This is a genomic window from Agromyces sp. MMS24-JH15 (genome assembly GCF_043518605.1).
GTDB lineage: Bacteria > Actinomycetota > Actinomycetes > Actinomycetales > Microbacteriaceae > Agromyces.
On the sequence record NZ_CP171358.1, the window covers coordinates 1,482,824 to 1,507,329 of the forward strand.

24 protein-coding genes are annotated in these 24,506 nt (G+C 73.1%); 21 read left to right on the forward strand and 3 right to left on the reverse strand.

The genetic code is table 11. The features are described 5' to 3' along the window. Positions 1-5: 5 nt before the first annotated feature. A complete protein-coding gene (locus tag ACDF64_RS06735; protein ID WP_394554277.1) occupies positions 6-1,007 on the forward strand; it encodes a 1,4-dihydroxy-2-naphthoate polyprenyltransferase in 1,002 nt (333 codons plus the stop codon). 56 nt (positions 1,008-1,063) lie between these two features. On the opposite strand, the gene ACDF64_RS06740 is transcribed toward ACDF64_RS06735, so the two are convergent. After that, positions 1,064-1,330: a DUF4229 domain-containing protein gene (locus ACDF64_RS06740; protein WP_394554279.1), complete on the reverse strand. Its 267-nt coding sequence runs from the start codon at positions 1,328-1,330 to the stop codon at positions 1,064-1,066. Between the two features lie 97 nt (positions 1,331-1,427). Between ACDF64_RS06740 and ACDF64_RS06745 the strand changes: the two genes are divergently transcribed. From ACDF64_RS06745 to ACDF64_RS06755, 3 genes are all read left to right on the forward strand, one after another. After that, positions 1,428-1,880 (forward strand): PLD nuclease N-terminal domain-containing protein, encoded by a 453-nt coding sequence (locus tag ACDF64_RS06745; protein ID WP_394554280.1) that lies wholly within the window; start codon positions 1,428-1,430, stop codon positions 1,878-1,880. Next, positions 1,873-3,792, forward strand: a complete 1,920-nt coding sequence (menD, locus tag ACDF64_RS06750) for a 2-succinyl-5-enolpyruvyl-6-hydroxy-3-cyclohexene-1-carboxylic-acid synthase (RefSeq protein WP_394554281.1) — start codon at positions 1,873-1,875, stop codon at positions 3,790-3,792. The genes ACDF64_RS06745 and menD overlap by 8 nt, the downstream gene beginning before the upstream one ends. 113 nt (positions 3,793-3,905) lie before the next feature. Further along, positions 3,906-4,760 carry a polyphosphate kinase 2 family protein gene (locus ACDF64_RS06755; protein ID WP_394554282.1) on the forward strand — a complete coding sequence of 285 codons (855 nt, stop codon included), beginning with the start codon at positions 3,906-3,908 and terminating at the stop codon, positions 4,758-4,760. A gap of 66 nt (positions 4,761-4,826) precedes the next feature. Here ACDF64_RS06755 and ACDF64_RS06760 read toward each other — a convergent pair whose 3' ends face one another. Then, positions 4,827-6,089, reverse strand: a complete 1,263-nt coding sequence (locus ACDF64_RS06760; protein ID WP_394554284.1) for an isochorismate synthase MenF — start codon at positions 6,087-6,089, stop codon at positions 4,827-4,829. Between the two features lie 99 nt (positions 6,090-6,188). Between ACDF64_RS06760 and ACDF64_RS06765 the strand changes: the two genes are divergently transcribed. The 3 genes from ACDF64_RS06765 (at position 6,189) to ACDF64_RS06775 (ending at position 9,492) form a co-directional block, all read left to right on the forward strand. Further along, positions 6,189-6,896 (forward strand): class I SAM-dependent methyltransferase, encoded by a 708-nt coding sequence (locus ACDF64_RS06765; RefSeq protein WP_394554286.1) that lies wholly within the window; start codon positions 6,189-6,191, stop codon positions 6,894-6,896. A gap of 9 nt (positions 6,897-6,905) precedes the next feature. Continuing rightward, positions 6,906-8,033, forward strand: coding sequence for a polyprenyl synthetase family protein (locus tag ACDF64_RS06770; protein ID WP_394554287.1), 1,128 nt, complete (start codon positions 6,906-6,908; stop codon positions 8,031-8,033). Between the two features lie 76 nt (positions 8,034-8,109). After that, positions 8,110-9,492, forward strand: a complete 1,383-nt coding sequence (locus ACDF64_RS06775; RefSeq protein WP_394554289.1) for an FAD-dependent oxidoreductase — start codon at positions 8,110-8,112, stop codon at positions 9,490-9,492. A 24-nt stretch (positions 9,493-9,516) separates the two neighbouring features. Here the strand turns inward: ACDF64_RS06775 and ACDF64_RS06780 are convergent, their stop codons facing one another. Further along, a complete protein-coding gene (locus tag ACDF64_RS06780) occupies positions 9,517-10,263 on the reverse strand; it encodes an MIP/aquaporin family protein (protein ID WP_394554291.1) in 747 nt (248 codons plus the stop codon). A 76-nt stretch (positions 10,264-10,339) separates the two neighbouring features. Between ACDF64_RS06780 and ACDF64_RS06785 the strand changes: the two genes are divergently transcribed. The 14 genes from ACDF64_RS06785 (at position 10,340) to ACDF64_RS06850 (ending at position 24,476) form a co-directional block, all read left to right on the forward strand. Further along, on the forward strand, positions 10,340-10,987 hold the full coding sequence (locus ACDF64_RS06785; RefSeq protein WP_394554292.1) for a prepilin peptidase: 648 nt from the start codon (positions 10,340-10,342) through the stop codon (positions 10,985-10,987). 216 nt (positions 10,988-11,203) lie between these two features. Then, positions 11,204-11,395, forward strand: a complete 192-nt coding sequence (locus tag ACDF64_RS06790; RefSeq protein ID WP_394554294.1) for a Flp family type IVb pilin — start codon at positions 11,204-11,206, stop codon at positions 11,393-11,395. Between the two features lie 316 nt (positions 11,396-11,711). Continuing rightward, positions 11,712-11,900, forward strand: coding sequence for a Flp family type IVb pilin (locus tag ACDF64_RS06795; RefSeq protein WP_394554296.1), 189 nt, complete (start codon positions 11,712-11,714; stop codon positions 11,898-11,900). Then, a complete protein-coding gene (locus ACDF64_RS06800; RefSeq protein WP_394555065.1) occupies positions 11,900-12,367 on the forward strand; it encodes a TadE/TadG family type IV pilus assembly protein in 468 nt (155 codons plus the stop codon). Before ACDF64_RS06795 ends, ACDF64_RS06800 begins: the two co-directional genes overlap by 1 nt. After that, entirely contained in the window at positions 12,355-13,383 is a 1,029-nt protein-coding gene (locus ACDF64_RS06805) for a pilus assembly protein TadG-related protein (protein WP_394554298.1), read from the forward strand. Before ACDF64_RS06800 ends, ACDF64_RS06805 begins: the two co-directional genes overlap by 13 nt. An 88-nt stretch (positions 13,384-13,471) precedes the next feature. Then, positions 13,472-14,230 carry a Flp pilus assembly protein CpaB gene (locus ACDF64_RS06810; RefSeq protein ID WP_394554300.1) on the forward strand — a complete coding sequence of 253 codons (759 nt, stop codon included), beginning with the start codon at positions 13,472-13,474 and terminating at the stop codon, positions 14,228-14,230. 1 nt (position 14,231) lies between these two features. Continuing rightward, a complete protein-coding gene (locus ACDF64_RS06815; protein ID WP_394554302.1) occupies positions 14,232-15,590 on the forward strand; it encodes a CpaE family protein in 1,359 nt (452 codons plus the stop codon). After that, positions 15,587-17,221, forward strand: coding sequence for a CpaF family protein (locus ACDF64_RS06820; RefSeq protein WP_394554303.1), 1,635 nt, complete (start codon positions 15,587-15,589; stop codon positions 17,219-17,221). Before ACDF64_RS06815 ends, ACDF64_RS06820 begins: the two co-directional genes overlap by 4 nt. Then, positions 17,218-18,174, forward strand: a complete 957-nt coding sequence (locus ACDF64_RS06825) for a type II secretion system F family protein (protein WP_394554305.1) — start codon at positions 17,218-17,220, stop codon at positions 18,172-18,174. Before ACDF64_RS06820 ends, ACDF64_RS06825 begins: the two co-directional genes overlap by 4 nt. Further along, positions 18,174-19,058 carry a type II secretion system F family protein gene (locus tag ACDF64_RS06830; protein WP_394554308.1) on the forward strand — a complete coding sequence of 295 codons (885 nt, stop codon included), beginning with the start codon at positions 18,174-18,176 and terminating at the stop codon, positions 19,056-19,058. The genes ACDF64_RS06825 and ACDF64_RS06830 overlap by 1 nt, the downstream gene beginning before the upstream one ends. A gap of 148 nt (positions 19,059-19,206) precedes the next feature. Then, positions 19,207-20,259, forward strand: coding sequence for an alpha/beta hydrolase (locus ACDF64_RS06835; RefSeq protein WP_394554309.1), 1,053 nt, complete (start codon positions 19,207-19,209; stop codon positions 20,257-20,259). 233 nt (positions 20,260-20,492) lie between these two features. After that, positions 20,493-21,476 carry a hypothetical protein gene (locus ACDF64_RS06840; RefSeq protein ID WP_394554310.1) on the forward strand — a complete coding sequence of 328 codons (984 nt, stop codon included), beginning with the start codon at positions 20,493-20,495 and terminating at the stop codon, positions 21,474-21,476. Positions 21,477-21,745: 269 nt separating this feature from the next. After that, positions 21,746-22,255, forward strand: coding sequence for a hypothetical protein (locus ACDF64_RS06845; protein ID WP_394554312.1), 510 nt, complete (start codon positions 21,746-21,748; stop codon positions 22,253-22,255). Between the two features lie 133 nt (positions 22,256-22,388). Beyond that, positions 22,389-24,476 (forward strand): PASTA domain-containing protein, encoded by a 2,088-nt coding sequence (locus ACDF64_RS06850; RefSeq protein ID WP_394554313.1) that lies wholly within the window; start codon positions 22,389-22,391, stop codon positions 24,474-24,476. The last annotated feature ends 30 nt before the right edge of the window (positions 24,477-24,506 follow it).

The window sequence follows — 24,506 nt, forward strand, 5'->3', positions numbered from 1 at the left end:
TCGCTGTGGCACGCCCGAGATCCCGACGGAAGAATCCCGCCGACGCCCCCGACCGCCGGAAGGCGCAGACCTACGGCCGTTCCGGCAACCCGGCGAAGGCCGAGGTCGCGCCCGCCGCCGCGCGCGGACCGATCACCGCGCGCGACTGGATCGCCGGCGCGCGCCTGCGGACCCTCCCGCTCGCGATCTCGCCGGTCGTGCTCGGCACGGGCGCGGGCGTCGTCGCGATCCCCGACGGGCCGTGGCATCCGTGGCGGTTCGTGCTCGCGCTCGTCGTCGCGCTCGCGCTGCAGGTCGGCGTGAACTACGCGAACGACTACTCCGACGGCATCCGCGGCACCGACGCGCACCGCGTGGGCCCTGCGCGCCTCACCGGCTCGGGCCTCGTCGACCCGAAGCGCGTGCTGTGGACGGCGGTCGCGTTCTTCGCGATCGCGGGCCTCGCGGGCCTCGCGCTCGCGGTCGTCACGCAGCAGTGGTGGCTGGTCGCGGTCGGCGTGGTCGCGATCGTCGCGGCGTGGTTCTACACCGGCGGCAAGCACCCATACGGCTACGCCGGACTCGGCGAGGTCTTCGTCTTCGTCTTCTTCGGCCTCGTCGCGACGGCCGGGTCGGCGTTCGTGCAGGCCCTCACCGTGAACCTCGAGGCGTGGACGGGCGGCGCGGGCGTCGGCCTGATCGCGTGCGCCGTGCTCATGGCGAACAACCTGCGCGACGTCGAGCAGGACCGCGCGGCGCGCAAGCGCACGCTCGCCGTGCTCGTCGGCCCGACCGCGGGTCGCGTGCTGTTCTGCGTGTTCCTGCTGCTGCCGTTCGTGCTGGTCGGGTTCTGGGCGCTGCTCTACCCGACGGCGATCCTCGTGCTGTTCGCGCTGCTCGCCGCGCTGCCGGCGTGCCTCATCGTGATCACCGGGCGGACGCCGCGCGACCTCATCCTCGCGCTGCAGCTCGCGAGCCTCGTGTCCCTCGCGTACGGCGTGGGGCTCGGGCTCGCGTTCGCGGTCTAGCGCGGCGTCGATCCGCGTCGACGCTCCGCGCCGGCCCGGTCGACCACAAAGAGCGGCTACTCGGCCGCGTCGACCGCGGCGTCCTCCGCGTCGTCGTCGACGGTCGGCTGCGGCTTGCCGCGCGTGCGCGCCGCGTGGATGTCCCGCGAGAGCGCCTCGCGGGGCTTGCGGAGGAAGATCAGGGATGCCGCGAGGCCGAACAGCGCGGCGACCGCGGCGGACAGCCACCAGGGCACGTTCGCGATCATGAGGACGGCGAACGGGACGGCGAAGAGCAGGACGCGGATGACGCTGTACCAGACCCAGGTGGGGACGGATCTCACCTGGCAATCATAGGTCGGCGGTGTCTGTGGATCGGCCGAACGGCGAGCCTGCCAACCTCCCAGCCGGTCGTGACCCGCGCGTGCCTATACTCAGGGAATGGTCCGGGTACTGTTCGGGCTCGGCGTCGCGGCGGCCGTGTTCATGATCTACTCCGTGGTCGACTGCGCCCTCTTCGATCGCACGCGCATCCGGGGCCTGGCGCGCGGCTGGTGGCTCGTCGTGATCATCCTCGTGCCGGTCATCGGCGGCATCCTCTGGTTCGCCATCGGACGCGGGCGGATGGCCCGGGTCGACGGGCGCCAGCGCGGACCGGTCGCACCCGACGACGACCCCGACTTCCTCCGCCGGCTCGATCGCGACGCCGCCCAGGAGGAACGGATCCGCAAGCTCGAGCAGGAGCTCGCCGACCTCGACCTCGATGACGAACCGGAGCACGGCGAGGACGCCGGGCACCCGGACCCCGGCGCCGACGGCACTCGGCACCGGTCCGACCCCGGTGCCGACGGCGCGACCGGAGACGCGGGGCCCGCCGGCCGGCCGAATGCCTGACGGCGACGCGCGCCGGAGTCCGGCGACCGACTACGCGGTCGCGCTCCTGGCGGGGTTCGTCCGCGGCGGCGTCGTCGACGTCGTCGTGGCGCCCGGGTCGCGCTCGCAGGCGCTCGCGCTCGCGGCAGCCGAGCTCGAGGCCGCCGGACGGATCCGCCTGCACGTGCGGATCGACGAGCGCAGCGCCGGATTCCTCGCGCTCGGGCTCTCGCTCGAGACCGCGCGCCCCACGGTCGTCGTGACGACGTCCGGCACGGCCGTCGCCAACCTCCACCCTGCTGTGCTCGAGGCGCACCACTCCGGGATCCCGCTCGTGGCGCTCACGGCCGACCGGCCGGCGGAGAGCCGGGGCATCCGCGAGAACCAGACGACGATGCAGCCCGGCATCTTCGCGGGCGCCGTCCGGCTCGACCGCGACGTCGACGCGCCCGGCGGCGACCACGCGGAGGCCGAGTCCGCGGGGCGCCTCGCGCGGCGCATCCTCGCGGCCGCGCTCGGCACCGACGACATGGGCGTGCCGATCACCGCGCCCGGGCCCGGCCCGGTGCACCTCAACCTCCAGCTCCGCGAGCCGCTCTCGGGCCCGATCTCGCTCGACCGCGTGGACTTCGCCGACGACCTGCCGCGGCTCCACACCGCCGGCCCCGCGGCGGCCGCGACGGATGCCGAGCCGACGCCGGACGCCGAGCCGACGACCGCGCCCGCGGCAGACGCCGCCGAGGTCTCGGCCGCCCCGCCGACCGGCACGATCATCGCGCCCGGACCGCGCACCGTCGTGGTCGCCGGCGCCGGCGCCGGTCCGGCCGCCGAGGAGTTCGCGCGCACGGGCGGCTGGCCGCTCCTGGCCGAGGTGTCGAGCGGCGCGCGCTTCGGCCCCAACCTCGTCGTGGCCTATCGCCAACTCCTGGCCGAGCCGGGCTTCGGCGACGCGATCGAGCGCGTCGTGGTCTTCGGCCATCCGACGCTCTCGCGCGAGGTGCCCGCGCTGATCCGTCGCGACGGCGTCGAGTCGATCGTCGTCGCGCCGAGCGGAGCCGAGTGGTTCAACCCGGGCCGGCGCGTGCGCCGGTTCCTGCGGTCCGCGCGCGCGGTCCCGCACGCGTTCGACGCCGACGAGCGCGCCTGGCTCGGACGGTGGGTGCACGCGAGCCGGGTCCTGCGCGACGCGCACGAGGAGGACGCGACGCCCGTCCTCCCGAGCGGCGTCGACGAGACCGGGCACGTGTCCGACTTCGCGGCGCAGCGCGGCCACCTGAAGGCCCAGCTCGCGCGCATGCGCGAGCCCGTGACCCGCCGGATGCTCGTCGAGGCCGTGTGGTCGGCGACGTGGCCGCACGACCGGTTGCTGTTCGGCGCATCGCGCCTGATCCGTGAGGCCGACCGATCGGTCCCGGGACGGCGCATCCCGGTTCACGCCAATCGCGGGCTCTCGGGCATCGACGGCACGATCGCGACCGCGTTCGGCCTCGCGATCGCGAGCCAGGCGGCGCTCCCGAGCGCGCCGGACCGGGTCGCGGACGCCGGCTCCGACGCCGGACCGGATCTCCGCTCGGACGCCCGCGGCGGCGTCACGCGCGCGATCGTCGGCGACCTGACGTTCCTGCACGACGTGGGCTCGCTCCTCGTCGGCGCGGGCGAGACCAGGCCGAGGCTCCAGGTCATCGTCGGCAACGACGGCGGCGGCACGATCTTCGACTCGCTCGAGGTGGCCGCCGCGCACGCCGACGGCGACCCCGTCGCGCGCGAACGCTTCGACCGCGTGCAGTTCACGCCGCAGCACGTCGACCTCGAGCGGGTCGCGGCCGCGTACGGCTGGGGGTACCGCCGGGCGGCGACGCGCACCGAGCTCGCCGAGGCGCTCGGGACCGCGGTCGCCGGGCCGAGCGTGCTCGAGGTGCCCCTCGCGCGCTGAGCGGGCCATCCACGCCTTGCCCCGGCCCACCTGCGCTGGGCAGGATGGAGCGACCGGCTGAGCCGGGGGCGACGGCGCCGCACACGGCACCGCGCGAGACGAGGGGGCGCGGCATGGGCAGTGAGGCGTACTGGGACGAGGATCCGTCCGGGCTGCTGCGGGTGGGGCCGGGGTTCCGGCTCGCGGACGTCGATCCCGACGCGCACCCGGGCATCACCGGGGGCAAGCACGCGGGCGTGAAGGCGCTCGCCGAGGGCTCGAAGATCCTGGCCGACCTCCAGGAGCGGCTGTTCGCACGCAGCCGGCTCGGCGACCTGCGGCGCGTGCTGCTCGTGATCCAGGCGACCGACACGGCCGGCAAGGGCGGCATCGTGAAGCACGTCATGGGCGCGGTGAACCCGCAGGGCGTGCAGCTCACGTCGTTCAAGGCGCCCACGCCCGAGGAGTCCCAGCACGACTTCCTGTGGCGCGTGCGGCGCGCGGAGCCGGGCGCGGGCATGATCGGCGTGTTCGACCGGTCGCACTACGAGGACGTCCTCATCGCGCGGGTCCGCAACCTCGCACCGCCCGACGAGATCGAACGGCGCTACGACGCGATCAACGGGTTCGAGCTCAGCCTGGCCGCGCTCGGCACGGCCGTCGTCAAGGTCATGCTGCACATCTCGCGGGACGAGCAGCGCACCAGGCTGCAGGACCGGCTCGACCGGCCGGAGAAGCACTGGAAGTTCAACCCCGGCGACATCGACGAGCGCGAGCGCTGGGACGAGTACCAGGCCGCGTACCAGGTCGCGTTCGAGCGCACGTCGATCTCGTACGCGCCGTGGCACGTCATCCCCGCGAACCGGAAGTGGTACGCGCGGCTCGCCGTGCAGCACCTCCTGATCGACGCGCTCGAGTCGATGGACCTCGAGTGGCCGGCGGCGGACTACGACGTCGAGGAGCAGAAGCAGCGGCTCGCGGCATCCTGACACCGGTGCGGGTCTCGAGACGCGTGCTCCGTCGTCGCACGCTCCTCGACCACCGGCCGGGCGCGACTAGCCGCCGAACGCCTCGACGATCGGCCGGAACTTGATGACCGTCTCGGCGAGCTCGTCGGCGGACACCGAGTCGTGCACGATGCCGCACCCGGCGTACGCGGTCACGGTGCCGTCCTGGTCGACCTGCGCGCAGCGCAGCGCGATCGCCCACTCGCCGTCGCCGTCGCCGTCGATCCAGCCGACCGGTCCGGCGTAGCGGCCGCGGTCGAAGCCCTCGAGCTCCGCGATCGCCGCGAGCGCGACGCGCCGGGGTGTGCCCGCCACGGCGGCCGTGGGATGCACCGCCCGGACCAGGTCGAGCGAGCTCGAGCCGTCCCCGAGCGTGCCCTTGAGGTCGGTCGCGAGGTGCCAGAGGTTCGGCAGCTGCAGGGCGAACGGCTCGGGGCTGGTGTCGAGCCGGGCGGTGTGCGGCTCGAGCCGTTGCACCGCGCTCTCGACCGCGATCGCGTGCTCGCTGCGGTCCTTCGCCGACGCGAGCAGCGTCGCGGCGCGCTCGCGATCGGATGCCTCGCCCGCGCCGCGCGCGGCCGTGCCCGCGAGCACGCGCGCCGACACCTGCCCGTGGTCGACGCGCACGAGGGTCTCGGGGCTCGCGCCGATGAGGCCGTCGACCGCGAACACCCACGTGTCGGGGTAGTCCTCGGCGAGCCGCGTGATCGTGGCCCGGAGGCCGTCGTCCTCGTGCAGTTCGCCCACGAGCTGCCGGGCGAGCACGACCTTCTCGAGCTCGCCGGCGTCGATGCGGCGGACCGCCTCGCCCACGGCGTCCTGGTACCCGAGCGGCGTCATCGTGCCGGGCGCGAACGACACGCGCGGGACGCGCCGCCGCGGCGCCGGCTCGGGGATCCGCGGGTCGTCGGCGCCGTGGTCCGGCGCCGAGTCGGGATCGCCGGTCCGCAGCGAGATCCTGGTCACCCACGAGCGTCCCTCGCGCCGCCCGAGCACGAGCTCGGGCACGATGAGCACGCTCGGCACGGACGAGTCGTCGGCGAACGCGAACGCGCCGAACGCGACCAGCCCGCTGCCCGGGAGGCCGACGTGGTCGACGACCTCGGCGCGGTCCGCGAGCGCGCGCCACGCCGCGGACGCGTCCTCGATGCGATCGGGGCCGGATGCCTCGATCCGCAGCAGTTCGCCGAGCCCGACGATGCCCTCGCCGCGGCGGAGGAAGGCGAGCGGGGTGCGCGGGTCCGTGCGGGGGATGAGCGGTTCGATCTCGTCGACCGCGACCGTGCGCACGGCCAGGCGGGGTTCGGTCACGCGCCAAGCCTACGCCGGGCGATGGCGCGGCTCCCGACCGGGCCATGCCGCGCGAGGCATCCCCGGGTCGGCATCCCATGGGCGGCATAGACTCGGAGGATGACCCGCGCTGACCTCGGCAAGGACCCATCGCAGGTGTCCGCGATGTTCGATCGCGTCGCCGAGCGCTACGACCTCACGAACAACGTGCTCTCGGTCGGCAACGCCCCACTCTGGCGCGTCGCGACGACGCGCGCGGTCGACCCGCGGCCGGGGCAGCAGATCCTCGACGTCGCCGCCGGGACGGGGACCTCGAGCGCGAGCCTCGCGCGGAGCGGGGCATCCGTCGTCGCCGCCGACTTCTCGCCGGGCATGATCGAGGTGGGCCGGCAGCGCCAGGCGCACGTGCGCAACCTCGTGTTCGTCGAGGCCGACGCGACCGCGCTGCCGTTCGGCGACGACGAGTTCGACGCGGTCACCATCTCGTTCGGCCTCCGGAACGTCCACGACCCGAAGGCCGCGCTCGCCGAGTTCCTGCGCGTGACGAAGCCGGGCGGGCGACTCGTCGTCTGCGAGTTCTCGCACCCGCCCACGCCGTTCGTGCGCTCGGGCTACCGGTTCTACCAGCGTTGGGTGATGCCGCCGCTCGTGCGGGTCGCGAGCTCGAACGACACCGCCTACGAGTACCTGAACGAGTCGATCGAGGCCTGGCCCGACCAGCGGACGCTCTCGGGGTGGATCCGCGAGGCCGGCTGGACGGATGTCGCGCACCGCGACCTCACGCTCGGCGTGGTCGCGCTGCACCGCGCCCGCAAGGCGCACGGTTAGGCTGGTCGCGTGAAAGCGAGCCCTCCGGTCGTGCGCCGCAGCTCGGCCCTCGCCGCCAATCTCGGGTTGAGCGAGCGCGTGTTCTCGTCGGCCGCCGACCGGGCGATGTCGAGGTCCATCGACGCCGGGCTCGATCGCGTCGAGGCGGGCCTGGTGCGCGAGGTCGGCTTCGCCGACCCGATCGCCGGGGAATCCGCGCGCTACCTGCTCGACGCGGGCGGCAAGCGCGTGCGCCCGATGCTGACCCTCCTGACCGCGCAGCTCGGCGACGGCGTCGTCGACGACGTCGTCGTCGCGGCCGAGGCGATCGAGGTCACGCACCTCGCGAGCCTCTACCACGACGACGTGATGGACCAGTCCGATCGTCGCCGCGGCGTCCCGAGCGCGCAGACCGTGTGGGGCAACACCGTCGCGATCCTCACGGGCGACCTGCTGTTCGCGCGCGCCAGCCAGCTCATGGCCGGACTCGGCGAACGCGCCATCCGCCTGCAGGCCAGCACGTTCGAGCGGCTCGTGATGGGCCAGCTCCACGAGACCACGGGTCCGCGCCCCGGCGAGGACCCGGTCGCGCACTACATCCAGGTCCTGGCAGACAAGACCGGCTCGCTCATCGCGGCCGCGGCGCGCGCGGGCGTGATCTTCTCGCGAGCCGACCCGGCGTACGAACTGCCGGTCGTCGAGTTCGGCGAGAGGATCGGCGTCGCGTTCCAGCTCATCGACGACGTGATCGACCTGTCGCCGCAGCCCGAGGCCACGGGCAAGGTGCCCGGCACCGACCTGCGCGCCGGGGTGGTCACGCTCCCGATCCTGCGGCTGCGCGAAGCGGCCGCGACGGATGCCGCGTCGGCCGACCTGCTCGCGAGGATCGAGCGGGACGTCATGCCCGCGTCGCGCGACGCCGCGGAGGCGCGGGACGCGTACGACACGAACACCGGCGCCGTGCGCACGATCCCGTCGGCGACGGCGATCGACGGCATCGTCGGCGAACTCCGCGAGCACGCGGTCACCCGTGCGACGCTCGAGGAGGCGCATCGGTGGGCGCGCGAGGCGGTCGAGGCGCTCGCACCGCTGCCCGACGGGTCGGTGAAGAAGGCGCTCACGCGCTTCGCCGAGACGGTCGTCGAGCGATCGAGCTAGCCGTCCGGGCCGCGCCGGGCGTGCCGGGCGCAGGGACCCGAACCAACCCATCGAGCGGAATCCAGGAGGTCGACCGGTGACGAGGAACAAGCTGCGACTCGCGATCGTGGGGGCGGGGCCCGCCGGCATCTACGCGGCCGACATCCTGCTCAAGTCCGAGCGCAACTTCGACGTCTCGATCGACCTGTTCGACCACCTCCCCGCGCCCTACGGGCTGGTCCGCTACGGCGTCGCGCCGGATCATCCGCGCATCAAGGGCATCATCACCGCGCTGCGCGAGGTGCTCGACCGGGGCGACATCCGCATCTTCGGGAACGTGCGCTTCGGCGAGGACCTCTCGCTCGACGACCTGAAGCGGCACTACCACGCCGTGATCTTCGCGACCGGCGCCGTGCGGGACGCGTCGCTCAACCTCCCCGGCATCGAACTCGAGGGCTCGTACGGCGCTGCGGACTTCGTGAGCTGGTTCGACGGGCATCCGGATGTCCCGCGGACGTGGCCGCTCGAGGCGAAGGAGGTCGCGGTCATCGGCAACGGCAACGTCGCGCTCGACGTGTCGCGCATGCTCGCCAAGCACGCCGACGACCTCATGTCGACCGAGATCCCGCCGAACGTGGCGCGGATCCTGCACGAGTCGCCGGTGACCGACGTGCACGTGTTCGGCCGGCGCGGGCCGACGTCGGTGAAGTTCACGCCGCTCGAACTCCGCGAGCTCGGCGAACTGCGCGACGTCGACATGATCGTCCACGACGAGGACTTCGACTACGACGACGCGGCGCGCGCTGCCGTGTCGGGCAACAAGCAGGTCTTCGTCATCGACAAGGTGCTGCAGCAGTGGCGGCAGCGCGAGGTCGGGCAGGCGTCGCGCCGGCTGCACCTGCACTTCTTCGCGAAGCCGCTCGAGATCGTCGACGACGGCACCGGGCGGGTCGGCGCGATCCGGTGGGAGCGCACCGCGCCCGACGGGCAGGGCGGGGTCCGCGGGACGGGCGAGATCCGCGAGCTCCCGGTGCAGGCTGTGTACCGCGCGGTCGGCTACTTCGGGTCGTCGCTGCCGGGGATCCCGTACGACCGGAAGTTCGGGGTCATCCCGAACCACGAGGGCCAGGTGCTCACGCGCGACAAGGAGACCGGCGAGGCGCGCCAGCTGTACGGCGTGTACGCGACCGGGTGGATCAAGCGCGGGCCGGTCGGGCTCATCGGGCACACGAAGTCCGACGCGATGGAGACGATCAAGCACCTGATCAACGACCTCGGCAACTGGTGGAACCCGGAGTCGCCGACCGAGGACTCGGTGATCGAGCTGCTCGAGTCGCGGGGCATCCGCTGGACCGACCTCGACGGCTGGCACCGGCTCGACGGGCACGAGGTCGCGCTCGGCGAGGCCGAGGGCCGGAAGCGCGTGAAGGTCGTGCCGCGCGACGAGATGGTCGAGATCTCGCGCGGCGAGGTCGCGTAGCGACGCCCGCAGACGTCGGCCGGCCTACGTGTAGGGGCCGAGGAGCAGGAGCCACGTGCCGACGCCGATGAGGCCGCCGAGCAGGGGCGCCACGACCGGCACCCAGGCGTAGCTCCATTCCGACGAGCCCTTGTGCCGGAGCGGCAGGACCGCGTGCAGGATGCGCGGACCGAGGTCGCGCGCGGGGTTCAGGGCCGGGCCGGTCGGGCCGCCGAGGCCGACGACGAGCGCCCACACGAGGAATCCGATGGCGACGTGCGCGGTCGCTGGCTCGTCCACCGTCAGCGGCGAGTGCACGAGCGCGAGGGCGCTCGCGAAGAGCACGACCGAGCCGAGCAGTTCGCTGATGAAGCCGTTGCGGCGGCTGTGCGCCGAGTTGATGGTCGAGAACGTCGCGAGGATGTCCTCGGGGTTCTCGGTGCGGTCGTAGTAGGGCTTGTGGGTCGCGACGATCGCGAGCTGGCCGGCCATCGCACCCGCGAACTGGGCGAGGACGTAGGGCGCGACATCCGCCCAGGGGAACAGGCCCCAGCTCGCGAGGCCGATCGTGAACGCCGGGTTGATGTGGCTGCCGGAGATGCCGCCGAACATGATCGCGGGGATCATCACGCCGAAGCCGTACCCCATGGCGATGAGCACCCAGCCGCCCCGGAACCCCTTCGAGCCCCGCAGGTGGACGTTGGCGACCGCGCCGTTCCCCAGGATGATGAGGAAGGCGGTCCCGATGAACTCGCACGCGACGCGGATCGCGAGCGGATACGACGGATCCATAGCGCCCAATCTGGCAGTCCGCGGCCGGTTCGCGATACCCCCGCGCCGAGGGCCGCGCAGCCGATACGCTCACGACATGCCGCTCGAGACGTCCGCCACCGTGGCGATCGCCGTCGTGCTCGGGGGCCTCGTCGGCTGGTGGCCGCTCGCCGCCTGGGCCGAGCGGAACATGGTCGCGGACCGGATGCCCCGTCGGATGACCCGCGTCGTCGTCGCGGTCACGACGGCCGTGGTGTGGGGGCTCGTGGTCTGGCGGCTCGGCGTGGTGCCGGTGCTCCCGGCAGTGCTCGCGTTCACCGCGGCCGGGTCGGTGCTCGCGGTGGTCGACCTCGCGGAGGAGCGCCTGCCGAACGCGGTGATCGTGCCGACGCTCGGCGTGGTGGCGGCGCTGCTCGTCGTGGCGTCGGCGCTGTCGGGGGAGTGGCTCGCGCTCGTGTGGGCGCTCGCGGGCGGCGCGGCGATGTTCGCGGTGTACCTGGTGCTCGCGCTGATCTCGCCGTCGTCGATGGGCATGGGCGACGTGAAGCTCGCGGCGCCGATCGGGATGCTGCTCGGCTGGTTCGGCCTCACGGCCTGGTTCTGGGGGCTCGTCGGCGCGTTCGTGATCGGGGGCGTGCTCGCCCTTGCGGCGCTCGCCGCACGTCGGGTGACGCTGCGCGGATCGCTCCCGTTCGGGCCCTCGATGCTCGCCGGAGCGGTGCTCGCGATCCTCTGGCTGGCGTGAGGATCGCTCAGTATCGGTGATGCCCGATCCTTCGATCGTTTCAGCGACCGCTTCGAGATCGATTCGTTGCAATCCGCCCGCGAACGGGGGGTGAGGGATCCTCGAAATCGCCCCCGAATGGGGCATTCCGAAGTCGTTTCGACTACCTAATGTTTCTCGCACCCTGATGGACCCAACCCGAGGATCCATCGAATATCACCCGAAGGAAGTTCTCCCATGCTCAAGACCATCACCCGTATCCAGGCCCGCATCAACTCGCTCCGCTCGGAGGAGACCGGCGCGACCGCCGTGGAGTACGGCCTCATCGTCTCGCTGATCGCCGTCGCGATCATCGCCGGCGTCACCCTGCTCGGCACGAACCTGCAGGCGATGTTCAACGGCGTCGCGGTCGACATCAAGAAGCCGTAAGTCGCGCGAACGCCGCCGTGCGGCCTCAGCGTCGAGGCCGCACGGCGGCGGATCCGCCCCGGAACGGACCCGGTCCCTGCACCCACTCGGATCCGATCCAGGCGACCAGCACCACCTGCACCACCTGCTCCACTTCGGAACCCGGTTCTCCCCGGAACCGCCGGCTCCCTCCGGAACCCCGGTTCTCCCCGGAACCCCGGTTCTCCCCGGAACCCACCGGTTCTCCCCGGAACCCGTCCTCCCCAGGACGACCGGTTCCACCCCGGGCCCTGCACCCGGACCGACCCGAACCCCCCCTCAGAGTCGAGGATCCCCCATGCGCCACCTGTTCGCTTCGCGTCGCGCGAGCCTCAGCCGCACCGCCTCTGAACGCGGTGCCACGGCCGTCGAGTACGGCCTGATCCTGGCGTGCATCGCCGCGGTGATCGTCGTCGCGGTGACCGCCCTCGGTACCGCCACCGCCGGCGCCATCGACGGCGTTCTCATCGTCTGGACCGCGCCGTGATGCGCCGATCCGGTCGCCGCGACGAGCGCGGCGCCGCCGCCGTCGAGTTCGCGCTCGTGGTCGTGCCGCTGCTCACGCTCCTGTTCGGCATCATCGACTTCGGCTGGATCTTCAACCAGCAGGTGTCCCTCTCGAACGCGGCCCGCGAGGCCGCCCGGTACTACGCCGTGCACGACGGCCAGACCTTCGCCGCGACCGACTGCACCGGGGCCACGACCTGGAAGGCATGTGCAGAGGTGTGGGGCAAGTCCGCCGCCCCGACGATCTCAACGCCGAGTTGGGCCGCGGCCGGGGCGGGGGTCGCAGTGCTCCAAGGCTGCGACTCGACGAAGCCGGGGTACAGCACGACGATCGGGAAGTCGGTCACCGCGACCGCCAAGATCCCGATGCCCTCGCTCACGGGATTCTTCACGGCCGTCCTCGGCCCGAACCTCGCAGGAAAGGGGAAGACCTCATGCGGTGGATGACCCGCCGGCTCGCCGACGAACGAGGCGCCAGCGCCGTGCTCGTCGGGATCCTGCTCCTCGTGCTCGTCGGCTTCGGCGCCCTGGCGGTCGACGTCGGCGCGATGTACTCCGAGCGCGCCCAACTCCAGAACGCGGCGGACGCCGGTGCGCTCGCCGCGGCCGAGTACTGCGGCGCCCACAACGGATGCGCCGCGACCGCCGACAAGAGCGCGGCCACGGCTGCGGCCCTCGCGGTCACCGGCGGCAACATGGTCGACGGCGAGAACACCACCGCCGCCCCGACGTACACCGCCGACACGGTCCGGGTCGTCACCTCGACGCCCGCCATGGCGCACCCGCTCGCCGCGGCCCTCGGCCTGGCATCCTCCGACGTCGGCGCCGCGGCGAAGGCGAAGTGGACCGCCAGTGCGGTAGCCGCGGGAACCGTGCCATTCGCGATCAGTGAATGCGCGACAACGCCCGGTGCGGTCGAATTCGTCGAGATCCGCAAGGACAAGAGTTGTGCGGGAATGATCCCCGGAGGATTCGGGTGGCTCGAGAACGCGACGGGCACCTGCGTCATGAACATCACGCTGAACGAGTTCACGGAGATCACGACCGGCAACACCGCGAAGTGCCACACGAATGCAGCTGAGCTGAACGCGATGGCGGCCCACATCGGCTGCAACCTGAACGCCGAGCCGGTGAAATCCGCGGGTGGCATGGATGAGAAGTTCTTCCTCTGCCTCACCGGGAAGACGGTCTTGGTCCCGGTGTTCAGCGACAAGAGCAAGTGCGCGGGCCTCCCGGCGGGCAAGGAGTACTGCATCACCAAGTTCGCCGCGTACGAGCTCAAGGGCCTGCACATCAAGGACAACGGCGGCACCAAGGTCGACTACTGCACGATCTCGGACTGCGACTTCCCGAAGAGCTGGGGCGTGCTCGGCTTCACGGGCAAGTTCATCACGTACGTCACGGCCGAGGACAACTGGTACCTCGGCGCAGCCGGCACACCGTCGGTTCGGTTGATCGGCTGACGCCGCACCGGGCACCCTGCCCCGGTTTCCCCCATCCCCTCCCTACGCCCCCGCTGGATTCCAGCACGCACCGAAGAGGAACCCGAACATGAAGACCCGAATCATCGGCGCGATCGTCGCCGTCCTCATCGCCGCAGTCGGCGCCTACGTGCTCTTCACCTACGTCCGAGGCGCCGACGCGCGCGCCTCGGCCGGCGCCGCCCTCGTCGAGGTCTACGTCGTCGACTCCGCGATCCCCGAGGGGACCGCCGGCGAAGACGTCGCGGACCACGTCCAGGTCGGCACCGTCCCCGAGCGCAACGTCGCCGACGGCGCCGTCACCGACCTCGCCGACCTCGCCGGCCTCGTCGCGAGTGCGGAGATCCTGCCCGGCGAGCAGCTGCTCGCAGCCCGCTTCGGCGATCCGAAGGAGCTCGCCGCCACCGGCGACGGCCCGGTGCCCGATGGCATGCAGCTCGTCTCGTTCACGCTCCCGGCCGACCGCGTGGTCGGCGGCGAGGTCCGTGCCGGCGACCGGATCGGCCTCGTCGGCACCGTCGACCCCGACGAGGTCGGCGACGCCGAGGACGTGATCAACCCGGTCTCGAGCTTCGCGTTCCACGGCGTGCTCGTGACCAAGGTGCAGGGCGTCACGACGCCCGACCCCGAGACCGGCGACACGCCCGACCAGGCCGCCGCCGACTCGATCATGCTGACTATCGCCCTCTCGGCGCACGACGTCGAGCGGTGGGTCTGGTTCGCCGAGGGCGAGTCCGCGGACTACGCGCAGATGTGGCTCACGCTCGAGAACGCCAAGACCGACAACGCCGGCACGTCCCCCGTCAACGGCAGCAACGCCTGGGGTTGAGATGGCTCCCTTCCTGCTCGTGAGTCGCTCTCCGGAGTACGAGCTGCGCATGCGCGACCTGCTCGGCGAACGGCTCCGCGTCATCCCCGGCGAGTTCGTGCGCCTCGGCTCCGAGCACGTCGTGCTCCGGGCCGGCGATCCCCGGATCGCCTTCCTCGGCCCGATCCTCAACTTCGACGAGACCCGGAGCCTGGTCCGAGAGCTCACCGACAAGCACCCCGATGTCGGCGTCGTCCTGGTCCGCGAGCAGCGCTCCGAGCTCGAGGACTGGGTCGACGAGCTGTCGATCCACGCCGTCCTCAGCCCCGACGCGAGCGATGAGACCACGATCGGCCTGATCGACCGGCTCTCGGACTGGCTCGTCGAGCACGGCCGGGCGAGCATCGACGACTTCGCGATCCCGTCCCCGGCTCCGCTGTACGACGAGCTCGAGCGGCTCTTCGCCGGAGAACCCGAGGATGCCCCGGAGCACGTCGAACTCGAGGCCGGCGCCGCAGTCGTCGACGACGAGGCATCCGTCGCGGGGGCCGAGGCCGTGCCCGAGCCGGAACCGGCGGGCCCGCAGTGGGAGTTCCCGCCGCTCGACTCGACGACGCCGAGCGAGGCGATCGCGGTCATCGCGCCGAAGGGCGGTCAGGGCAAGACGACCCTCGCGATCAACCTCGCGGCGGGCCTCGCCGAGGTCGCTCCGAACTCGGTCGTGCTGGTCGACGCCGACCTGCAGTTCGGCGACATCACCGCGGCACTCTCGCTCGAGCCCGAGCGCACCATCGCCGACGCGGTGGCCGCGGTCGAGGACGAACTGGTCCTGAAGACCACGCTCACCCGGCACGACGCGGGATTCTTCGTGGTCGCGAGCGCACCCTCGCCGGACGTCGCCGACCGGATGCCGGCCGCCGCACTCGGCACGCTGATCACCCAGCTGCGCGGCATCTTCCGGTACGTGGTCGTGGACACGACGCCCGGGCTCGGCGAGCACACGCTCGTCGCGATCGAGCACGTGACCGACGCGGTCTTCGTCATGAACATGGGCGTGCCGAGCCTGCGGGCCATGCGGACCGAGTTCGAGCTGCTCGCCACGATCGGGCTCACGCCCGCGAACCGCCACGTCGTGCTCAACTTCTCCGACCGTGCCGGCGGGCTCACCCGCCGCGACGCCGAGCACATCATCGGCGCCCCCGTCGACGTCGAGGTCCCCAGGTCCTCGGCCGTCCTGCTCGCCGCGAACCGCGGCGTGCCGCTCCTCCGTGACGATGGCCGCGACCCTGCATCCAAGGCCATCCGCGCACTCGTCCGCCGCATCGCGCCGGACACCCACCCGAACCGAACCAAGATCAACCGGAGGCGGCGAGCCCGATGAACCTCAACGATCGACTGAACGCAACGCGACGCACGTCGGAGGAGTCCGACGCGGCCCAGTCGGGGCTCCACCCGGGGCGCTTCGCCCCGACCGCGGCGCCGAAGCCGACCGCGGCCCTCAACCCGACCGCGGCGCCGAACCCGGCCGCGGCTCCGCCCGCCGCCGCGAGCGACCCGGTGGCCGCGCCCGGACCGGTGGCGGCTGCGCCCGCGTCGCCGGCGGCCGCGCCCGGGGCGGGGCATCCGCTGCCCGTCGCCGAATCCGATGAGCCCCTGTACCGGCACCCGGCGCACGCGGTCGACGCGGTCGAGGCGATCCGGCGACCGCCGATCGCGAGGGATCCGCTCGCCGAGATCAAGGAGAAGGCGGCCGACGAGCTCTTCTCGCGCATCGGGATGCGCATGAACGACCCCTCGCTCACCGAGGAGCAGCTGCACCTGCTCGCACGCGCCGAGCTCGCCGAGATCGTCGCCGCCGAGCAGGTCGCCCTCACCACGGTCGAGCGCTCCCGGCTCATCGACGAGATCGGCGCCGACGTCCTCGGCTACGGCCCGCTCGAGGTGCTGCTCGACGACTCGACCGTGAGCGAGATCATGGTCAACCGCCACGACCGGATCTACGTCGAGCGGTCGGGCCGGCTCCAGGAGACCTCGCTCGCCTTCACCGGGGAGGCGCAGCTCCGACGGGTCATCGAGCGGATCGTCTCCCGCGTCGGCCGCCGCGTCGACGAGTCGTCCCCGCTCGTCGACGCCCGCCTCGAGGACGGCTCGCGCGTGAACGCGATCATCCCGCCGCTCGCGGTCAACGGGTCGTCGCTCACCATCCGCAAGTTCGCCGGCACGCCGTACACGATCGACGACCTCGTGCGCTTCGGGTCGGTCACCGCCCAGGCCGCCGCGGTGCTCGACGCCGCCGTGAAGGCGAAGCTGAACATCCTGGTCTCGGGCGGCACCGGCACCGGCAAGACCACGCTGCTCAACGTGCTGTCGTCGTTCATCCCGCAGGACGAGCGCATCATCACGATCGAGGACGCGGTCGAGCTCCAGCTCCAGCAGGAGCACGTGGTGCGGCTCGAGTCCCGGCCCGCGAACATCGAGGGCCGCGGCGAGATCTCGATCCGCGATCTCGTGCGGAACTCCCTCCGCATGCGCCCCGACCGCATCGTCGTCGGCGAGGTCCGCGGCGCCGAGTCGCTCGACATGCTCCAGGCCATGAACACCGGCCACGAGGGATCCATCTCGACCATCCACGCGAACTCGCCGCGCGACGCGGTCGCGCGCATGGAGACCCTCGTGCTCATGGCCGGGATGGACCTGCCGCTGCGAGCCATCCGCGAGCAGATCGCGTCGGCGATCGACCTGATCGTGCAGATCAGCCGCCACCAGGACGGCGTCCGGCGCGTCACCAAGATCACCGAGGTGCACGGCATGGAGGGCGAGGTCGTCACGCTCCAGGACGCGTTCGACTTCGCGTACGACGGCGGCCTCGACGAGGACGGCCGGCTCCGCGGGAGCCTGGCGCCGACCGGGATCCGCCCGCGGTTCGCCGAGCGCGTCGCGGGCCAGGGCATCCAGCTGCCGATGAGCCTGTTCCAGCCGCGAGCGGCCGAACCGGTCGGAGGCCTGCGATGAACCCCGTGGTCCTCGTCGGCGGCATCGGCATCGCGCTGCTCGCGCTGTTCGTGCTCCTGTTCTTCGTCATCTCGCCGCCCGCGCCCCGCGTCGCGAAGGATCGGCGACGGGCACCCGGCGTCGTCGAGGCGACCGCGCTCTCGAAGTTCACCGAACAGGCGACCGAGGTCGTCGACAAGGCGGTCTCGAAGCAGACCGCGCGGCTGTTCGGTGCAGCGGAACTCGAGATGGCGGGCGTGCGGCTCGAGCCGAGCAGCTTCCTCATGCTCGTGCTCTCCGCCGCGGTCGTCTCGGCGGCGCTCGGGACGCTGGTCGGCATGCTCGCCGGCGTGCCGTGGCTGTTCGCCGTGCTCTTCGCGATCCTCGCGGTGGTCGGGGCGAAGGTGGTCCTGAACATCCGCGTTTCGCGCCGGCGGGCCAGGTTCGCCGACCAGATCGACGACACCGTGCAGCTCCTCTCGGGCGGCCTGCGGGCCGGGCACGGCCTGAACCGTGCGGTGGCCGGCGTCGCCCACGACGCCGAGTCGCCCATGCGCGAGGAGCTCACGCGCGTCGTCAACGAGACCCGGCTGGGGCGCGACCTCGCCTCGTCGCTGGCGATCACCGCGCAGCGGATGCGCAGCGACGACTTCGACTGGCTCGCCCAGGCGGTCGCGATCAACCAGGAGACCGGCGGCAACCTCGCGGAGGTGCTCGACCAGGTCGGCAAGACGATCCGCGAACGCCACCAGATCCGTCGCCAGGTGCGCTCCCTGAGCGCCGAGGGCCGGCTCTCGGGGATGATCCTCGTGGCCCTGCCTCTCTGCGTCGCGGTGTTCCTCGCGGTGACCCAGCCCGGGTACTTCGGCCAGTTCTTCCAGAGCGTCATCGGCATCGCGGCCCTCGCCCTCGCGGGGATCCTGCTGGTCGTCGGCAGCGTCTGGATGTCGTTCACGGTGAAGGTGAGATTCTGATGGTCCCGTCGCTCGTCGCCTACCTCGCCATCGGGTTCGTCGCCCTGGCGGCCGGCGTGCTCGTGTTCGTGCTCATCCCCTCGCGGCGTCGCCCCGCCACGGTGCCGGAGGGCGCCGAGGTGCACTCCGCCGTCGGCGTCGTCCAGCAGCGGCCGTCGCTCGCGTCGTCGCTCGTCGCCGCGGCGCCAGCCGGGTACATCGCCTGGCTCGAGCAGCAGGTCGTCTACGCCGGGCGCCCCGACGGCTGGGGCGCGACCCGGATCGTCACCTGGAAGATCGCCCTCCTCATCGTCGGCGCGGTCGGCGGCGCGGTGTTCGTCTTCGCGGGCGGACCGCAGCCCCTCGAGGTGCTGCTCGCCCTGTTCGCCACCGCGCTCCTCTTCTTCCTGCCCGACGTGCTCCTCAACAGCCGCGCGCACGACCGCCAGGAGTCGATGAAGCGCGCGCTGCCCGACGTGCTCGACCAGATGACCATCGCGGTCGAGGCCGGACTCGGCTTCGACGCCGCGATGCAGAAGGCCGCGAGGCAGGGACGGAGCCCGCTCACCCAGGAGCTCGTGCGCGTGCTCCAGGACATGAGCATCGGCCGCACGCGCCGGGACGCGTTCCACGAGCTCGAGAAGCGGACGAGCGTCGAGGACGTCCGCCGCTTCGTGCGCGCGATCGTGCAGGCCGACGCCTACGGCGTCGCGATCGGCGAGGTGCTGCGCGTGCAGGCCGCGGAGATGCGCCTCAAGCGCCGTCAGCGTGCGGAGGAGCAGGCGCAGAAGGTCACCGTGAAGATCCTCTTCCCGCTCGTGTTCTGCCTCCTGCCCGTGCTGTTCCTCATCGTCATGACCCCCGCCGTGATCGGCATCGTCGAGGCGTTCACGGCGGCCAACTGACTCCGGCCCCGGACCCGGTGAGGGGGGCTCGACCGGGCCGGGGCCGGGCGGGTGCCCGGCGACGGGAGGCGGGCGCCGGGCACCCTGGTCACGGCGTCTCCGGCCGTGCCTCGGTAGGCTGACCGCACAGCCTGCGGGGGAGGGCGCGGTGACGGATCCGGACCTGCCACGGGATGCGGGGCGACCCGACGTCGGGCGAACCGGCGCCGGGTGGCGACCCGACGTCCTCTCCGCGGAGTTCGAGCAGCTCGAACTCCCGCTCGGCACCGACGTCGAAGGACCGGTCGTCGCGACGCTGGTCCGGCATCGGCCCGCGCGCGCATGGTGGGAGCGGCTCGGCCGCGACCGCGGCGAGGCATCCGGCGCCGACGTCCTGTACGTCCACGGCTGGAGCGACTACTTCTTCAACCGAGAGCTCGCGGCCTACTGGACGGGGCGGGGCGCCCGGTTCTTCGCGCTCGACCTGCGAAAGTACGGGCGCAGCCTCCGGCCCGGCCAGACGCGCGGGTACGTGACCGACCTCGCCACGTACGACGAGGACCTCGAGGCGGCGCTCGTCGCCATGGGGCAGGGCGAGGATGCCCCGGGCCGGCGGCCGCTGATCCTGATGGGCCATTCGACCGGCGGACTGGTGCTGAGCCTCTGGGCCGCGAGGAATCCCGGGCGCGCGGGCGCGCTCGTGCTGAACAGCCCGTGGCTCGAGTTCCAGCTCAGCAGGGTCGGGCGCGAGGCCCTCGCGCCGGTCGTCGGGTGGGGCGCGCGGATGAACCCCTCGGCGATGCTGCCCAACGTCGACCTCGGGTTCTACGCGCGCGCGACCGATCGCGACCTCGACGGCGAGTGGGAGTACGACCACGACTGGCGGCCGACGCCGTCGTTCCCCGTGCTGCCCGCCTGGCTCACGGCGATCCTCGCGGGGCACCGGGCCGTCGCGGCCGGGCTCGACGTCGGCGCGCCCGTGCTCACGCTGCTCTCGACGAGGTCGACGCTCCAGACGTCCTGGTCGCCCGCGATGCTCGAGAGCGACACCGTGCTCGTCGTCGACGACATCGCGCGGCGGGCGCTGAAGCTCGGACGCGTCTCGACGGTCGCCCGCATCGACGGAGCGCTCCACGACGTGCTGCTGTCGCGCGCGCCCGTGCGCGCGGAGGGGTACGCGGCGATCACGCGCTGGCTCGGCGGGTACGCGCCGGGGGCGTGAGCCGCGGCGCCTGCCGTTCGAAGCAGGCCGTGGCGTTCGAAGCAGGCCGTGGGTTGCTTCGAACGGCGGATGTCGGTTCCGTCGTTCCGCCCGGTTCCGTCCGGTTCCGACCGGTTCCGGGCGGTGCGTCCGCGGGCCGGGAGCAGTCCTCGACAGGCGGCCGGACGTGTCGACGAGAGCCCGAGGCGTTCCGGGGGCGTGACGGCCGGTCCGGGTCGGACCACGATCGGCGGATGGAAGGTGGACTCGCGACCGATCGGCACGGACTCATCCGCTTCGAGGCGGTGGCCTCGGCGGGGCGCCTCGGCGAGTTGCGGAGCGGGACGGCCGCCGGGCGCATCCGACGCATCCGGCACGGCGTCTACGAGCTCGAGGATGCCCCGACGGCGGCGCCGTCCACGCGCGAACGGGAGGCCCTGCGCTATCGGAGGCTCGTATTGGCCGCAGCGGGGTCGCTCCGTGCGCCCGTGTTCACGGCCTGGTCCGCGATCGCGCTCTTCCGGCTGCCGGTGATCGGCGGCTGGCCGGGCGACGTCTACGTGATGTCCGCCGGCGCCCACGGCAAGCGGCGACCGGGCGTCGTGTCCGTCGCGCGCCGCTCGCCGGACGTTCCGACGACGGTCGTCGAGGGGGTCGGAGCGACGTCCGTGGAGTTCTCCCTGATCCAGCTCTGCCGGGTCGCGCCGCTCGCCGACGCGCTCGCCGCCGTCGACGCGGCGCTGCGGGTCGACCCGTTCGGGCGAACCCGACCGCTCACCACGGTCGGTGCGCTGCGCGCCGAGCACGAGCGACTGCTGCCGTACCACGGGAGTCGGCGCGCCGAGGCCGTGCTCTCACGTGCGGTCGACTCGTCGGATTCCGTCCTCGAGACTGCGAGCCGGCTGGTGATCGAGGAGCTCGGCTTCGCGGAGCCCGTGCTGCAACACCCGATCCGACTCCCCGAACCGGGGAGGACGGCCCGGCTCGACTTCTACTGGCCCGAGGTCGATGCCGGTGCGGAGGCCGACGGACGCGGGAAGTACCTGTCGGGCGGCGGCGAGGATGTCGCGCGGCGTGTGCTCGACGAGAAGGATCGCGAGAACGCGATCCGGCGGCGCATCCGTGCCTTCGACCGTTGGGATTGGACCGATGTCCGGCGGCGGACGCCGCTCGCCGACCGACTCCGGGCCATGGGCGTCCCCGTGACCCGCCGGCCCCGGCCCGGCCTCCTGCTGTGATCACGTCGGAAGCAGGACCGCGCGACGGAATCCGTCCAGTTCGTGCTTCCGACGCGGGAACCTGCTTCGACCGTGGGCCGCACCGGCTGTGGATGTGGCCCCCGAACTGGGGGGCGGCTCCGGATGCCAGGAAAGCCTCCCGTCACCTGCCCGCCAGCTCGTGCTCATCCGCCGATCGGACAATGCCTGCGGCCCGGTGACGACCAGTCGGTCGGCGGGCTTCCCGCAGCACCCCGTACGCCCCGGACGAGGACGACGACGAGGAGACCATGCAGACGCCCCCGCGGATCGAGTTCTCGGCGTTCCGCACGGATCGGGATCCGATGCTGGCCGCCTGGCAGCGGTTCCGCGGGCGGCTGTCGCAGCAGGCGACGCCGGGGACCGACGCAGCGAGCCTCGCCAACATCGTCGAGGCGGACGAGTGGGGCGTGTGGCGTCTGCTCGCCTCGAACAACCGGGAGGTCGCGCGCAGCGCGTGGGCGTACCACTCGTTCGGCGCGGCGCGATCGCACGTCCTGCGCCTGCGCGAGCACGCGGACCGTCTGGAGGTGTCGCTGGTCGACGGGCCGCTCGTCGACTCCCGCGGCTGGACGATCGGCCTCGACGGGACGATCGCGATGACCTGCGCCCGGTGGTACCCGTCCACGGCGTCGTGCACCGCAGCCGCCGAGAACGCGAGGAACCTCCTCGCCGTCGCGCTCGTCACCGACTCGGCCCGGCACTGGAACGCACCGAACCGGCTCGGTCGCCGCTTCACCGTGCGGTGGTCGGCGACGTGAACCGGGTCGCGCGCGAGGCGGGTCGCGGCGCCCGTGGCGTGAGCCCGGCCGTCCGCGCCGTGAGCCCGGTGGTCGGCGACGTGAGTCAGGCCGTCCGCGACGCGGGCCCGGCGCCCGGTGGTGCGTACGGTCGATGACCGGGGCGCTCTCGGACCGGTTCCGCATCGGCGAGCTGCTCGGCAGCGGGGGAACGGCCTCGGTCTTCACCGCCGTCGACCTCGAGCGCGGCGGCCCGGTGGCGCTCAAGGTCCTGCACCCGCACCTGTCCGCGGAGGAACCGGTGCGGAGCGCGTTCCTGCGCGAGGCAGCGCCGATCCGCGAGCTCGCCCACCCGAACATCGTGCGCGTGCTGGACGCCGGCGTCGCGACGTCGGCGGGCCGACCCGCCGCGTGGATCGCGTTCGAGCTCGTCGACGGCGTGACGCTCGCCGACCGCGTCGCTGCGGGCGGGCCGCTGTCGGTCGTCGATGCGATCGCGACGGCGATCGGCCTGCTCGCGGCGCTCGGCGCCGCGCACGAGGTCGGCGTCGTGCATCGGGACGTGGCGCCGGGCAACGTCATGGTTCCCGCGAGCGGGCCGATCGCGGTCGAGTCCGTGCGGCTCGTCGACTTCGGGCTGGCCGACGCGATCGGACGCGCGAGCGTCGGGACCGACCTGCTCCGCAGCGAGCTCGACGGCGACGGTGGTGGCGGCCGTGACGGCGACGACGGCGATGGCGGCGGTGGCGGTGCGCGCGGTGCGGGCGGCGTCGACGTCGGCGCCGACGCGCTCGGCGTGATCGCGAGCGTGCGCTACGCCTCGCCCGAGCAACTGCGAGGCGAGCCCGTGGACGAGCGCGGCGACGTCTACCAGGCCGGCGCGGTGCTGCACTTCGCGCTCACCGGGCGGCCGCCGTTCGACCGGCCGACGACCGCCGAGGTGGTCCGTGCGCATCTCGAGTCGCCGCCCCCGGTCCCGTCGGTGCTGGACAGCCGGATCCCCCGCGCGCTCGACCGCATCGTGGTCCGGGCGCTGCTCAAGGACCCGGCCGATCGGTTCGACTCGGCGCGCGACCTGGCCGACGCGATCGCGCTCGTCGCGTTGCCGCAGCCCGGCGACGGCCTCGACGCCCTGACGACCCGGCGGTTCGAGGCGTCGACGATCGTCCTCGCGCCGACCGCGACGACGTCGGTGCTGCCGCCTGCGCAGCCGTCGTCGGCGCAATCGTCGGTGTCGTCGTCGCCGGTCGTGAACCGGCCGACCGGGTCGAAGCGGCCGAACCGTCCGGTCGCGCCGGCCGCGGTCGCGGCGGCCGCAGCGGCGACGGCGATCACGGCGGGGGCGCGCATCGCCCCCGGTACGGAGGCCGGTCCGGGCGAACCGGCCGCCGGTCGGGGCGAACCGCCCGCCGGTCCGACGCGAGTCGCGACGGCTCCGGCGCCGGAAAGCTCGGTCGCCGACCGGACGCGACCTCCGACGACGACCGCCTCGGGTCCTCCGCCCGCCGACGCGATCCGGCCCGCAGCGGCCATCGGTTGGGGTGCGACCCTCGTCGGGATCGCCCTGGTCGCGGGCATCCTCGCATTCACGGCGGCGGTCGCGCCCGGCGCGCCGGCGCAACCGACGACGTCGCCCGATGCCGTCGCGCCGCCCGAATCCGCGGCGCCGCCGTCCGACCTGATCCCCGACGAGCCCGATGGCCCGGCCGCGCCGCCCGGCGTCGCGGTGCCCGACCTCGCGGGGCTCGCGCTCGCCGAGGCGGGCGCGCGCCTCGGGGCGGCCGGCCTCGCGGTCGGCGACGTCGTGCGGGTCGCGTCGACCCGGGCGGAGGGCACCGTGCTCGAGGCGCGGCCGGGAGCCTCGACTCCCGTCTCGCGAGGCGCGGCCGTCGCGCTGGTCGTCGCCTCGGGAGCGAACACGGTGCCGGATGTCGCGGGGCTGGCGCCTGCGGGCGCTGCGGCCGCGCTCGTCGACTCCGGCTTCGTCGTCGCGTACGACGGCGGCACGGGCCCGGTGACCGGCACGCGGCCGGCGGCGGGCGTGACGTTCGCGCTCGGCAGCACGGTCACGGTGCTCCGCTCGACGGCGCAGCCCACGCCGACGCCCACCCCCACCGCGACCCCGACGCCGTCGGCGCCGCCGACGCCTGACCCGGCGGCCGCGGGCGGCACGCCGGCGTCGAGCGCGGCCTCGGCCTCGGCATCCGCGCCCGCGGCTCGCACCCGAACGACCGGCGGATGAGCTCGTCCCACCCGCCCGACGCATCCCGCT